Source organism: Bradyrhizobium altum (assembly GCF_020889705.1).
Classification (GTDB): domain Bacteria; phylum Pseudomonadota; class Alphaproteobacteria; order Rhizobiales; family Xanthobacteraceae; genus Bradyrhizobium; species Bradyrhizobium altum.
On record NZ_JACMYP010000241.1, the window covers coordinates 1 to 13,385 of the forward strand.

Consider the following 13,385-nt stretch of genomic DNA (forward strand, 5'->3'; position numbering starts at 1 on the left):
CGCCCTTGTGGCCGCCGACGCCATCGGCAACCGCGGCCACCACGTCGCGGTGAAGCGTGCCCGGCTGGCCGAGACAAGCCGCGACATAGTCCTCATTGGCGGCGCGCTTGCCGGTCTCGCTGGCAAAGCCTACGCGAACGCCGAGATCCCTTTGCAGGTCTCGCGGCAAATGTCGTTGCGCGCCGTTCGCCACGTCCGAGCCCGTCCTCTCCAGAGGGAGCCGTCAGACGCGCGCTCCCGACACCGCGCCCCAGGTGGTGCGCCAGCGGACCTTGACCATCGCAAGTCCGATGAAGCCAAGCAACGCCAGCGCGCCGAAGAACAGGAAGCCGGCGCCGAAGCCGCCAGTCATGCCCTTGGCGTAGCCGAGCGTCTGCGCCAGGAAGAAGCCGCCGACGCCGCCGGCGCAGCCAACAAGCCCGGTCATCAAGCCGGTCTCGTGGCGGAAGCGCAGCGGGATCAGCTGGAATACCGCGCCATTGCCCATGCCGAGCGCCAGCACGCCGATCGAGAACAGCAGCACCGAGACCCAGGCGATCCGCGGCAGCTCGGTCAATGCCCAGCCGCTCGCTGCCGGCGCAGTCGGGCCCTCCGGCATGAAGGCGATCACGAGATAGGCGGCGACAACAACGCCGAACAGGATCGACAGCGAACGGATGCCGCCGATGCGGTCGGCGATCATGCCGCCGACGGGGCGGAATCCCGAGCCGAACGCGACGATCAGCGCGACCAGCATGCCGGCCGCCACGCCCGAGACATGATACTGCACGGTGAAATAGAGCGGCAGCGCGTTGGCGAGGCCGACGAAGCCGCCGAAGGTGATGAAGTAGAAGAACATGAACCAGCGGCTGTCGGAATCCTTCAGCAGCGCGCCATAGGCCTTCAGCGAGATCTTCTTGCGCTCGCCCGGCGCGTCCTTGGCCGCGAACGCGTAATAGGCGAGCACCATCAGCATCGGAATCAAGAGGCATCCGAACACGGCCTGCCAGCCCCAATGTTCGGCGATGCTCGGTGCGAGCAGCGTGTCGAGCACGACACCCATATTGCCGGCACCGGCAATTCCCATGACCACGCCCTGATATTGCGGCGGGTACCAGCGGCTGGCCTGGGGCAAGGCGACCGCGAACGAGGCGCCGCCGACGCCGAGCGCAAGCCCGAACAGCTCGATCGCGAGTTTGCTGGTCAACCCGAAATGCCACACCGACGCGGTCGCGGCGATGACGACGAGCTGGGCGATGATGCCGGTGCGCTTGGCGCCGATGATGTCGGCCAGAATGCCCATCGGCACGCGCAACAGCGCCCCGGCGAGCACGGGGATGGCGACAAGGGTGAACTTCTCGTTCACGGCCAGATTCATGTCGCGCGCGATGTAGACGATCAGCGGTCCGAGCGCGACCCACGCCATGAAACTGATGTCGAAGTACAGGAACGCAGCGAGCAGGGTCGGCCAGTGACCTGCCTTCTTGAACTCGGCTAGCTTCATCGCAAGCATCTCGCGGTGATGCGGCGGAGACAGCCGCACACGTGCGGTCATCTCGGGCGCAGATAAATCGAATGTGGGTGAATGCGTAAGCGCGCTCGCCGTTGAGGCGCACTCCGTCAAGAGTTCAGGTCAGCAATTTGCGTGCCATCGAATCGATCGCGTCGCTTTGCCTTGCACTCGCAAGACGTTGCCGCGAGATCGCGAACCGAGTCCGGCGATCGGAATGGGCGTGGCTTGCAGCAAGCGCCGCCGCGCAAACGCGCACGCTGATGCTTTCTTGTGCGATGCGTCGTCGGCACGCGATGGCGCATCAATGGCGGGTTCGCGATCGCCGTGGCGCTGAGTGATGCTATGATGCACAAGAGATCATCGGCGTGGCTAAAAATTCGACCAGCCGGCGTGCGGCGTGCTGCCCGGTTGGTTTGAGATTGCCGAAAACTCATTGATTTCACAGTCAGATTCGTTCGCCGCGAGTTGGCACGCGTTTTGAATCCGAATCGGTGACGGAACATCGGTCGTCATCGAAGACGGTCTGCGCCCGCGGCTGGGCTTCCTGCAACTCCAAACCTTTATCGGTGCCCATCAACGACGCACACCGCGTCGCTGGATAGCGCCGTCGGAATTGAAAGGCAGACCATGCTCGACAAAGTGACCAAGCAGAAGCTCGTGGTGATCGGCAACGGGATGGCCGGCATCCGCACGGTAGAGGCGCTGCTCGAGCGCGCCCCCGATCTCTACGACATCACGGTGTTCGGCTCCGAGCCGTACGGCAATTACAACCGCATCCTGCTGTCGCCGGTGCTAGCCGGCGAGAAGACGGTCGACGACATCATGCTCAACACCGTCGACTGGTACGAGGACAACAACATCACGCTGCGCAAGGGCGAGACGATCAGCATGATCGATCGCCGGACCTGCGAAGTCGTCACCGATGCCGGCGATCGCGTGCCCTATGACCGCCTTTTGATCGCGACCGGCTCAAACCCGATCATGCTGCCGCTGCCGGGCAAGGACCTGCCGGGCGTGATCGGCTTCCGCGACATCTATGATGTCGACCGCATGATCAAGGCCTCGACTGACTATCGCAACGCCGTCGTGATCGGCGGCGGCCTGTTGGGCCTCGAAGCCGCCAACGGGCTGATGAAGCGCGGCATGAACGTCACGGTCGTGCATCTGCTCGACACCTTGATGGAGCGCCAGCTCGATCCGGTGGCCGGCGGACTGCTGCGCAAGTCGCTGGAAGAGCGCGGCATGGTGTTCAAGATGCCGGCGCAGACCCAGGCGATTCTGGGCGAGGACCGCGTCACCGGCGTGCGTTTCGGCGACGGCACCGAGCTGCCGGCCGATCTCGTGGTGATGGCGGTCGGCATCCGCCCGAACTTCGAGCTCGCCAAGAAGGCCGGGCTTTATTGCGAGCGCGGGATCGTCGTCTCCGACACCATGCAGACCTATGACGGCCGCATCTATGCGGTCGGCGAATGCGTGCAGCACCGCCGCCAGACCTACGGTCTCGTCGCGCCGCTGTTCGACCAGGCCAAGGTCTGCGCCAACCACCTCGCGATGAAGGGCTTTGCCACCTATGACGGCTCGGTCACCTCGACCAAGCTGAAGGTCACCGGCATCGACCTGTTCTCGGCCGGCGACTTCGCGCCGGGGCCGGACAAGGAGGAGATCGTGCTGCAGGACGCCAATCGCGGCGTCTACAAGCGCATCATCCTGAAGGACAAGAAGATCGTCGGCGCCGTGCTCTATGGCGACACCATCGACGGCCCCTGGTACTTCCAGCATCTGCGCGACGGCACCGACGTCTCGCACATGCGCGAGCGGCTGGTGTTCGGCGCCGCCAATCTCGGCGACGGCGGCGTCAACGGCCAGAACTCGGTTGCCGCGATGAGCGACGAGACCGAGATCTGCGGCTGCAACGGCGTCTGCAAGGGGGCGATCGTCAAGGCGATCTCCGAGAAGAAGCTGTTCACGCTCGACGACGTCCGTGCCCATACCAAGGCCTCGTCGTCCTGCGGCTCCTGCACCGGCCTCGTCGAGCAGGTGTTGGCGTTCACGCTCGGCGGCGACTATTCGGCGGCGCCGAAGGTCAAGCCGCTGTGCAAATGCACCGATCACAGCCACGACGACGTTCGCCGCGTCATCGTCGAGCAGCAGCTCAAGACCATTCCCGCCGTCATGCGCTTCATGGAGTGGAAGACGCTCAACGGCTGCCATTCCTGCCGTCCGGCGCTGAACTACTATCTGCTCGCGACCTGGCCGGGCGAATATCGCGACGACCAGCAGTCGCGCTTCATCAACGAGCGCGTCCACGCCAACATCCAGAAGGACGGCACCTATTCGGTGGTGCCGCGGATGTGGGGCGGCGTCACCACACCGGGCGAGCTGCGCGCCATCGCCGATGTCGCCGAGAAGTTCAACATCCCGACGGTGAAGGTCACCGGCGGTCAGCGCATCGACCTGCTGGGCGTCAAGAAGGAAGACCTTCCGGCGGTGTGGGCCGATCTCAACGACGCCGGCATGGTGTCGGGCCATGCCTACGCCAAGGGCCTGCGCACGGTGAAGACCTGCGTCGGCTCGGAATGGTGCCGCTTCGGCACCCAGGACTCCACCGGTCTCGGCGTCAAGCTCGAGAAGTTCATGTGGGGCTCGTGGACGCCGGCCAAGGTCAAGCTCGGCGTCTCCGGCTGCCCGCGGAACTGCGCGGAAGCGACCTGTAAGGACGTCGGCGTGGTCTGCGTCGATTCCGGCTACGAGATCCATTTCGCCGGCGCCGCGGGCTTGCACATCAAGGGCACCGAGTTCCTGACCAAGGTCGAGACCGAGGACGAGACCCTCGAGGTGATCGTGGCGCTGACCCAGCTTTACCGCGAGGAGGGCTGGTATCTGGAGCGCATGTACAAATGGTGCGACCGCGTCGGTCTCGAGCAGATCAGGAAGCGGGTGGTCGACGACATCGCGAACCGCAAGGCGCTGTTCGCCCGCTTTGCCCATTCGCAGCAGTTCGCGCAGACCGATCCGTGGGCCGAGCGCGCCAGCCGCGGCGTCGACCGCAACGAGTTCGCGCCTCTCGCCGAATTGGAGCTCGCATGACCGGCTGGATCGAAATCGGCGCGCTTGACGACATTCCGCGGCTCGGCTCGCGCGTGGTGCGCACGCCGGCCGGCAACATCGCGGTGTTCCGGACCGAGAGTGACGAGGTGTTCGCGCTCGACGACCGCTGCCCGCACAAGGGCGGGCCGCTGTCGCAAGGCATCGTGCACAACAAGCGCGTGACGTGTCCGCTGCATAATTTCGTCATCGAGCTGGCGAGCGGGCAGGCGGTCGCGCCCGATGAAGGCTGCACGCATACTCATCTGGCCAAGGTCGAGAACGGCGTTGTCTGGCTGTCGGTGCGGCAGGCGGCTGCGGTGAGCTGAGCGGGCAAGGATCGGCCAGCCATGTCCGTCAAGACCACGTGTCCCTATTGCGGTGTCGGCTGTGGCGTCATCGCGTCGAGGGACGCGGCGGGCGCCGTTCGGGTCGAGGGAGACAAGCAGCATCCGGCCAATGTCGGCCGGCTCTGCAGCAAGGGTTCGGCGCTCGCCGAGACCATCGATCTCGACGGGCGTTTGCTCGAGCCTGTCGTCGACGGCGCGCCGGCGGGCTGGGATGACGCGCTCGATCGTGTCGCCGATGGCTTCAGCCGGGTCATCCGCGAGCACGGACCCGACGCAGTCGCGTTCTACGTCTCCGGCCAGCTGCTGACCGAGGACTATTACGTCATCAACAAGCTCGCCAAGGGCTTCGTCGGCACCGCCAATATCGACACCAATTCGCGGCTGTGCATGGCCTCCAGCGTCGCGGGGCATAAGCGTGCGTTCGGCAGCGACACCGTGCCGGGCTGCTACGAGGATCTCGAGCAGGCCGACCTTCTGGTGCTGGTCGGCTCCAACGCCGCTTGGTGCCATCCGATCCTGCACCAGCGCATGCTGGCGGCGAAGGAGAAGAACCCGGCGTGCAAGATCGTGGTGATCGATCCGCGCCGCACCGCGACCTGCGAGGGCGCCGATCTGCATCTGCCGCTGCGCTCGGGCAGCGACTCCGTGCTGTTCAATGGGCTGTTCGCGTTCCTTGCCGGCAGCAATGCGGTCGATCGCGGCTTTGTCGGCAATTGCACGACGGGAATCGTCGACGCCCTCAAGCAGGTGGCCGGCCAGACCCTGGCGCAGACCGCTGCGACGTGTGGGCTGAGCGAAGGCGCTGTCGGGCTGTTCTTCGACTGGTTCACCCGGACCGAGCGCGTCGTCACGCTGTATTCGCAGGGCATCAACCAGTCGTCGAGCGGCGTCGACAAGGTCAACGCCATCATCAATTGCCATCTGTTGACCGGGCGCATCGGCCGTCCCGGCATGGGGCCGTTCTCGCTCACCGGCCAGCCCAACGCGATGGGCGGCCGCGAGGTCGGCGGGCTCGCCAACCAGCTTGCCGCGCATATGGAGCTCGATAACCCGGCGCATCGCGATCTGGTGCAGCGGTTCTGGCGCGCGCCTGTGATTGCGGAGAAGGGCGGGCTGAAGGCGGTCGACATGTTCGATGCGATCGCCGACGGCCGCATCAAGGCGGTGTGGATCATCTCGACCAATCCGGTGGTGAGCCTGCCAGATGCCGACCGCGCGCGCGCCGCCCTCGACGCCTGCGAGCTCGTCGTGGTGACGGATTGCATGCGCGACACCGACACCACGCGGCATGCCGATGTGCTGCTGCCGGCCTTGGCGTGGGGCGAGAAGGACGGCACCGTCACCAATTCCGAGCGCCGGATCTCGCGGCAGCGGCCGTTTCTCGCCGCGCCCGGCGAGGCGCGCGCCGACTGGCGCATCATCTGCGACGTCGCCGCCCGCATGGGCTATTCCGGCTTCGATTACGCGTCAGCCGCAGAGGTGTTCCGCGAGCACGCCGAACTGTCGGGCTTCGAGAATAACGGCCAGCGCGATTTCGACATCTCGGCGCTGGCTGCGCTCGATGACGGTGCCTATGACGCGCTGGCGCCGGTACAGTGGCCAGTGACGCGTGACCATCCGGCCGGCACGCCGCGGATGTTCGAGAGCCAGAAATTCTTCACGCCCGACCGCAAGGCGTGTTTCGTGCCGGTCGCGCCGCGCGCGGCGCGGCATGCGACCAGCCGCGATTTTCCGCTGGTGCTCAACACCGGCCGTATCAGAGATCAGTGGCACACCATGACCCGGACCGGGAAAACCGGACGGCTGCTGTCGCATATCTTCGAGCCCTATGCCGAATTCCACCCCGAGGATGCGCGGCAGGCCGGCCTGCAGAACGAAGGGCTGGCGCGGCTGACGAGCAGCTGGGGCGAGATGATTGCGCGCGTCGTGGTCAGCGCCGACCAGCGCCGCGGCTGCGTGTTCGTGCCGATGCACTGGAACGAGGAATTCGCCGGCGAGGGGCGCGTCAACGCGCTGGTCAATCCGGCGGTCGATCCGCTGTCCGGCCAGCCGGAGTCCAAGCACACGCCGGTCAAGGCCGATCCTTACGCGCCGAAATGGCACGCCTTCATCCTGAGCCGCGATGCAATCAAGCGTCCGGCAACCGGCTATTGGGTTTACGGCAAGGCCGGCGATTGCACGCGGCTGGAGCTCGCGCTCGACGTACGCCCGGAGAGCTGGCGCGATTGGGCGCGGGCGCAGCTCGGCCTCGAAGGCGTCGAGATCGAATGGATCGCCTATCGCGATCCGGCGGCGGGCCGCTTCCGCTACGCGGCGGTGCGCGACGGCCGGCTCGAGGGTTGCGTGTTCATCGCGCCCGATCACGTGCTGCCGTCGCGGGCGTGGCTCGCCGGGTTGTTCGCCGAGCAACAATTGTCGGCCAATGCGCGGATGGCGCTGCTGGCCGGGCGGCCGTTTGGCGCGGGCGAGGATGTCGGGCCGATCGTCTGCTCCTGCTTCAGCGTCGGACGGCACCAGATCACCGCCGAGATCAGGAAGGGCGCCGGCAGCGTCGAGGCGATCGGCCGCTGCCTGAAGGCCGGCACCAATTGCGGCGGCTGCAAGCCCGAGATCGGCAAGCTGATCGGCGCCACCGTCCCGCCGCGGCAGGCGATCGCGTCCTGAGGCTCGGTGCCCGCGCGAGCCGAGCGAATGAACGCATGATCCGGAAAGTGCGAAGCGGCTGTATTCATTGCGTATTGCCGGAAGACGTGCAATAGTTTCCTCAAGAAACTTCAGATAGCGTTCGTTCAGATGGAAGCCGCAATAAAAAATACGGTTTGCAGTATCTGGCGCTGCAGTTGCGATTCCATCAGGTTTCGGTTGATTCCGTACACATTCATCAATTTTCCAGCACTTCGATCGAAGTGCCAAGTTGCGTGCGCCAATGATTTAAGGCTGATGGCCGGCATGTGACCGAAGGTCAGGCCGGCCTGATGAAGCTCCCGCTGCAGGCGATCGTGGAGCTACGAAAGCAGCAGCACACAATAGGATATTACGGCAAGAGATTTTGAGACCAATTGGGACGCGACCATGGATGTCGAGGGATGGTTGCAGGAGCTGGGCCTCGAACAATATGGAACGCTGTTCCGGGCGAATGAAATCGATGCCGAAGTCCTGCTTGAGCTGACTGAGATCGATTTTGAGAAGCTCGGCGTGCCGTTGGGGCACCGCAAGCGCCTCCTCAAGGCGATCGCGAAATTGAGCGCCACGGAAAAGGCGGAGGTTTCGCAACCGACGTCGGCCGAGCCGAGCCCGCGGGACGCCGCGGAGCGTCGTCAATTGACTGTCATGTTCTGCGATTTGGTTGGCTCGACCGCACTGTCGGCGCGGCTCGATCCCGAGGACATGCGCGAGGTGATGCGCTCCTATCAGGACGCGTGCTCGGGCGTCATCGCGCGCTATGAAGGTTTCGTCGCCAAATTCCTGGGCGACGGTATCGTGGCTTATTTCGGCTATCCGCTCGCGCATGAAGATGATGCCGAGCGCGCCGTGCGCGCCAGTCTCGAAATCGTTGCCGTCCTTGCCGGGCTGGAGACGCGGGCCGCCGACCTGCTTCAAATCCGCATCGGTATTGCGACCGGGGTCGTGGTGGTCGGCGACCTCATTGGACAAGGCTCTGCGCAGGAGCATCCGGTGGTCGGCGACACACCAAATCTCGCCGCGCGGCTACAAAGCGTAGCCCACCCCGGCAGTATCGTGGTGAGCGAGCAGGTGCGCCGCCTGGCCGGAGGCACGTTCGATTACGAGGATTTGGGCGAGCTGACGCTCAAGGGCATCGCGCCCCCCACGCATGGCTATCGCATCCGCGGCATAAGCAAGACGGCCAGCCGCTTCGAAGCCGCCACCTCCGCGGGATTAACGGCCCTGGTCGGGCGGCACAGCGAGGTTTCGCTGCTGCAAGACCGCTGGGCCCAGGTGGTGGAAGGAACGGGGCAGGTGGTCTGCCTCAGCGGCGAGGCCGGTATCGGCAAGTCGCGCCTGGTCCATATGCTGCGCGCCCATGTGTCGGCCGGTCACGCGCTGTGCTTCTCGGCCAGCGGCTCGGCGTACCACCAGAACACCGCGCTGCACCCGGTCATCGATCTCCTGCAAGGGCTGCTGGGATTTGAGCCCAGCGATGATGCGCCGACGCGCCTAACCAAGCTGCATCAAGGCCTCGCCATGCATGGTCTCGGCGACGCCCGCATGGTGAACGTGTTCGCGGGATTGCTGTCCCTCCCCAGCGAAGCTGGCCAACCCGCCGCGACGGCCGGCACGCAAAAGGAAACGCTGGAAGCGATCCTCACCCTGTTGCTGGCGCTTGCCGCACACAAACCGGTCCTGCTTGTGGTCGAAGATCTGCATTGGCTGGATCCTTCCACGCTGGAACTTTTGGGCTTGCTGATCGATCAGGTGCCCACGGCCAACATCCTGTTGCTGACCGCGGCCCGACCCAACTTCCAGCCGCCCTGGGGTGCGCGGCCGCAGGTCAACGCGCTGCGCCTCGGCCGGTTGGCGCGCAGCGAGATCAGCCAGCTGGTGTTGCAGGTGACGGGTAGCAAGCCGCTGCCGGCGGAGGTGCTGGAGCAGATCATCAAGAAGACGGATGGCGTGCCGCTATTCGTCGAAGAATTGACCAAGACGGTGATGGAGCTCGGTCTGCTTAGGGACCTTGGCGAGCGCTACGAACTCGTGGGGCCGCTTACCCCACTGGCCATTCCGGCCACGGTGCATGACTCGTTGATGGCGCGCTTGGACCGTCTATCGACGGCCAAAACTGTGGCCCAACTTGGCGCCGTGCTGGGGCGCAGTTTTGCCTACGACCTGTTGCATGCAGTGGCGAAAATGGACGAGGCGACGTTGCGTCAGTCGTTGCAGCAGCTTGTCGTCGCCGAGGTGTTGCAGCAACACGGCCTGCCGCCGAGCGCCACCTACACCTTCAGGCACGCGCTGGTGCAAGACGCCGCCTATGGCTCCTTGCTGCGCAGCACGCGCCAGCTGTTTCACCAGCGCGTCGCCCAGGTCCTGGTGGAAAGCTTCGCCACCCTTACGCAGGGGCAACCCGAGGTGCTGGCCTATCACTACACCGAGGCCGGCTTGGCCGCACAGGCCATCCCGCAGTGGCAGCGCGCGGCGCAGTTGTCAGTAGCGCGCGCGGCGCATCGCGAGGCTATCAGCCAGTTCAATGCGGCGCTGGGATTGCTGGACGGCTTACCGGCGGGGTCCGAGCGGTCCAAACAGGAGCTTGAGGTGAGGCTCGGTCTCGGACCGGCGCTGATGGCGGCGCGCGGCTATGCGGCGCCGGAGGTCGAGCGAACCTACGAGCGGGCACGCGAACTCGCGAACGAATTGGGCGAGGCCGAGCAGCGGTTCACTGTCTTGTTCGGGCTGTGGCGCTACTACTTGAACCGTGCCCGCCTGGCCACCTCGCGCGGTCTCGCCGAGCAACTCATCGCCTCGGCTGAGGAATCGAGTGTCGACACACAGTGGTCGATGGCGCGTTATGCGATGGGCACCACTCAGTACTACCAGGGCGAGATCGAGCCCGCCACCGCCAACCTGGAACAAGCCGTGGCGCTGTACGACCCGCGGCAGCATGTGAGTGCAGCGGCCAGCGACCCGCGCATCACCAGTCTTTCCTGCGGCGCCTGGGCCCTGTGGCATCAGGGCCTGGCCGACCAGGCCCTGATGCGCAGCGAGGAATCCGTGCGTCTGGCGCACGAGTTGTCGCATCTGCCGAGCCTCGCCCACGCCTTGTACTACGCGTCGCTGCTGCATCAGTTCAGACGGGCCGCGGATCGGGCGCGTGATTGCCTGCAGCAGTTGATGGCCTGCTCCACCGAGCGCGGCTTTTCCTACTGGGAAGCGCGGGGCTCCGTGCTTCAGGGCTGGCTGTTGGGCGAAGAAGGCCACACGGCCGAAGGCATCCGCACCATGCTGCGCGGCATCGAGGCGGTGCAGGCGACCGGTGCCGAACTGGCCCAGCCGAACTACCTGGCTATGCTGGCCGAGCTGTATCTCAAGAACGGCGAAGCGGCCGCGGGGTTGCGCGCCGTGACCGACGCATTGGAGCGGATCGAGCACACCCTCGAGCGCCGCTGGCAACCTGAACTGCTGCGCCTGAAAGCCGAACTGCTGCTCGCCGAAGACGCCAGCGCGGCGGATGCCGCGCGGGACAGCCTGCACCAGGCGCTGGCCCTGGCGCGTCGGCAGAATAACCGGTCACTCGAGTTGCGCGCGGCGATGAGCCTCTATCGCCTGGAGCGCCATCACCGGGGACGGTGCGACGGGCATCAACTGCAAGCCGCGTGTTCCGCCTTCACCGAAGGCTATGACGAACCGGATCTACGCGAAGCCCGTACGCTGCTCCAAGCATCATAAAGGGAAATAACGCCATGGAAGAGTCGCTGCTGCATGATCTGGGCGATGAGGCGCTGGACCCGATCATCAAAGAGTACGTCCAGATCGTCCAGCGGGGATTGCCGCGACCGGCGCGCCCGCAGGACGTGATCATTGTCGGCGCCGGCTTGGCCGGCCTGACCGCGGCGCTTCTTTTGCGCAACGCGGGCCACCACGTGCGCATTCTGGAAGCCAACAACTATGTCGGCGGCCGCGTGCACACCTTTCGCTCGTTCAGCGGCGATCTCTATGCCGAAGCAGGCGCGATGCGGATCCCGAGTCAGCACCAGCTTGTGAGCGCATTCGCCGACCTGTTCAAGCTGCCGCGTGAACCCTTCTTCAACGTCGACATCGACCCCGCGACCCGCGACGCTGCCGACCCGGTGTCGCGCAACAATGAATGGCTGTTCGTCAATGGCGTGAAGATCAGGCGTAGCGCCTACACCGCCGGCCAGTTGAACTTCCCGCTGCCGCCGGGCGAGAAAGGCCAGACCGCGCAGCAAATGCTGGACGCCGCGCTGGCGCCACTGCGCGATTTCATCAAGGCCGATCCGGCGTCGCGATGGCCGGTGGTGATCGAGCGCTTCGGCGAATTCTCGGTGCGCCGCTTCCTGAAGGAACAGACGCTGTATTCCGAGGAGGCGATCGAGATGATCGTCGTGCTGAACAACCTGGAATCGCGATTGATGACGTCCTTCGTGCAGGCCTTCATCGAGCTTGCCATCATCAATGACAAGGTTCGCTATTGGCAAATTCCCGGCGGCAACGACTTGTTGCCGCAGGCCTTCCTGCCGGCGCTGAAAGACAGCATCAGCTTTGGCCAGCGCCTGAGCGCGCTGAGCTGGGACGGTAGCGGCGTCAGTCTGCGTACAACCAGTGGCGAGACCTTCAAGGGCGACGCGGCCATTGTCGCGATCCCCTTTTCCAGCCTGCGATTCGTGCACACCGACCCGTTGTTCGTGCCGCAGCGCCGGCGCGCCATTCGCGAATTGCACTATGACGCCGCCACCAAGGTCTTGCTCGAATTCAGCCGCCGCTTCTGGGAGCAGGACGACGACATCTACGGCGGGGGCTCCATCACCGACCTTGCCAACCGCTACATCTACTACCCGAGCCACGACATGGGCTCCGACCGGGGCGGCGTTGTGCTCGCGAGCTACGTCTGGGGCGAGGACGCCTTGCGCTGGGACTCGCTGACGGAGCCCACGCGCCTGCAGTTCGCGTTGGACGGTGTCTGCGCATTGCACGGCGAGGGCGTGCGTAAACTGTATGTGGGTGGCACCAGCAAGAGCTGGATGCAGGATCCTTTCGCGTGCGGCGAGGCGGCCATCTTTGCGCCGGGGCAGTTCGAGATGCTGATGCCCTACCTGCTCGAGCCGGAAGGCGGCAAGATCCACTTCGCGGGTGAGCACACCTCGCTCAAGCATGCGTGGATCGAAGGCGCCATCGAGTCCGGCGTGCGTACCGCGCTGGCGGTCAGCGAAGGGCGCAAGCCGGCCGCAGCCCAACTGGGTGTCATGCGATGATCAAGTCACCCAACGCCATCGAATTCGTGCTCGGCGCGCTCAAGCAGGAAGGCATCAGCCATGTCTTCATGGTGCCCGGCGGATTGATCGACGGCTTCCTCACCGAGTTCGGTGACGTCACCGGCGTGAAAGCCATCGTCGCCGCCCATGAAGGCGGTGCGGGCTTCATGGCGGACGGCTATGCGCGGGCAAGCGGCAGGTTTGGCGTATGCCTCGGCATCGGCGGGCCGGGGGCGGCCAATCTGGTAGCGGCGCTCGCCAATGCCTATGCCGACGAGTCGCCGATCCTCGCCGTGACCGGCGAAGTGCAGAGCGACTGGGAAGGCCGCGGCTCATTCCAGGACGGCAGCGGTACGGGCATGAACGACGTCGCCCTGATGCGGCCGGTGACAGCGTTCGCTCAGGAAGTGCCGGCGGTCAGTCTGCTGCCGCATCATTTGCATGTGGCCTTGCGCACGATGGTGGGCGACGCGCCGCGGCCAGTGTTCCTGAGCCTGCCGCAAGATCTGCACG

8 protein-coding genes are annotated in these 13,385 nt (G+C 65.3%); 6 read left to right on the forward strand and 2 right to left on the reverse strand.

From position 1 onward, the window contains the following. Window positions 1-193: hypothetical protein (locus tag H8B02_RS37370; RefSeq protein WP_229170787.1), on the reverse strand; the 193-nt coding region annotated here is incomplete at its 3' end. A gap of 30 nt (window positions 194-223) precedes the next feature. Further along, window positions 224-1,534: a nitrate/nitrite transporter gene (locus H8B02_RS37375; protein ID WP_312001508.1), complete on the reverse strand. Its 1,311-nt coding sequence runs from the start codon at window positions 1,532-1,534 to the stop codon at window positions 224-226. A 585-nt stretch (window positions 1,535-2,119) separates the two neighbouring features. Here H8B02_RS37375 and nirB point away from each other — a divergent pair. The 6 genes from nirB to H8B02_RS37405 form a co-directional block, all read left to right on the forward strand. After that, window positions 2,120-4,579: a nitrite reductase large subunit NirB gene (nirB, locus tag H8B02_RS37380; protein ID WP_229170788.1), complete on the forward strand. Its 2,460-nt coding sequence runs from the start codon at window positions 2,120-2,122 to the stop codon at window positions 4,577-4,579. Beyond that, window positions 4,576-4,905, forward strand: coding sequence for a nitrite reductase small subunit NirD (gene nirD, locus H8B02_RS37385; protein ID WP_229170789.1), 330 nt, complete (start codon window positions 4,576-4,578; stop codon window positions 4,903-4,905). The genes nirB and nirD overlap by 4 nt, the downstream gene beginning before the upstream one ends. 21 nt (window positions 4,906-4,926) lie before the next feature. Next, complete coding sequence (locus tag H8B02_RS37390) at window positions 4,927-7,590, forward strand: nitrate reductase (protein WP_229170790.1); 2,664 nt, start codon at window positions 4,927-4,929, stop codon at window positions 7,588-7,590. 408 nt (window positions 7,591-7,998) lie between these two features. After that, window positions 7,999-11,328, forward strand: a complete 3,330-nt coding sequence (locus H8B02_RS37395) for an AAA family ATPase (RefSeq protein WP_229170791.1) — start codon at window positions 7,999-8,001, stop codon at window positions 11,326-11,328. Between the two features lie 14 nt (window positions 11,329-11,342). Continuing rightward, on the forward strand, window positions 11,343-12,872 hold the full coding sequence (locus H8B02_RS37400) for a flavin monoamine oxidase family protein (RefSeq protein ID WP_229170792.1): 1,530 nt from the start codon (window positions 11,343-11,345) through the stop codon (window positions 12,870-12,872). Further along, the coding region (locus H8B02_RS37405) for a thiamine pyrophosphate-binding protein (RefSeq protein ID WP_249795574.1) at window positions 12,869-13,385 on the forward strand (517 nt) is incomplete at its 3' end. The genes H8B02_RS37400 and H8B02_RS37405, both read left to right, overlap by 4 nt.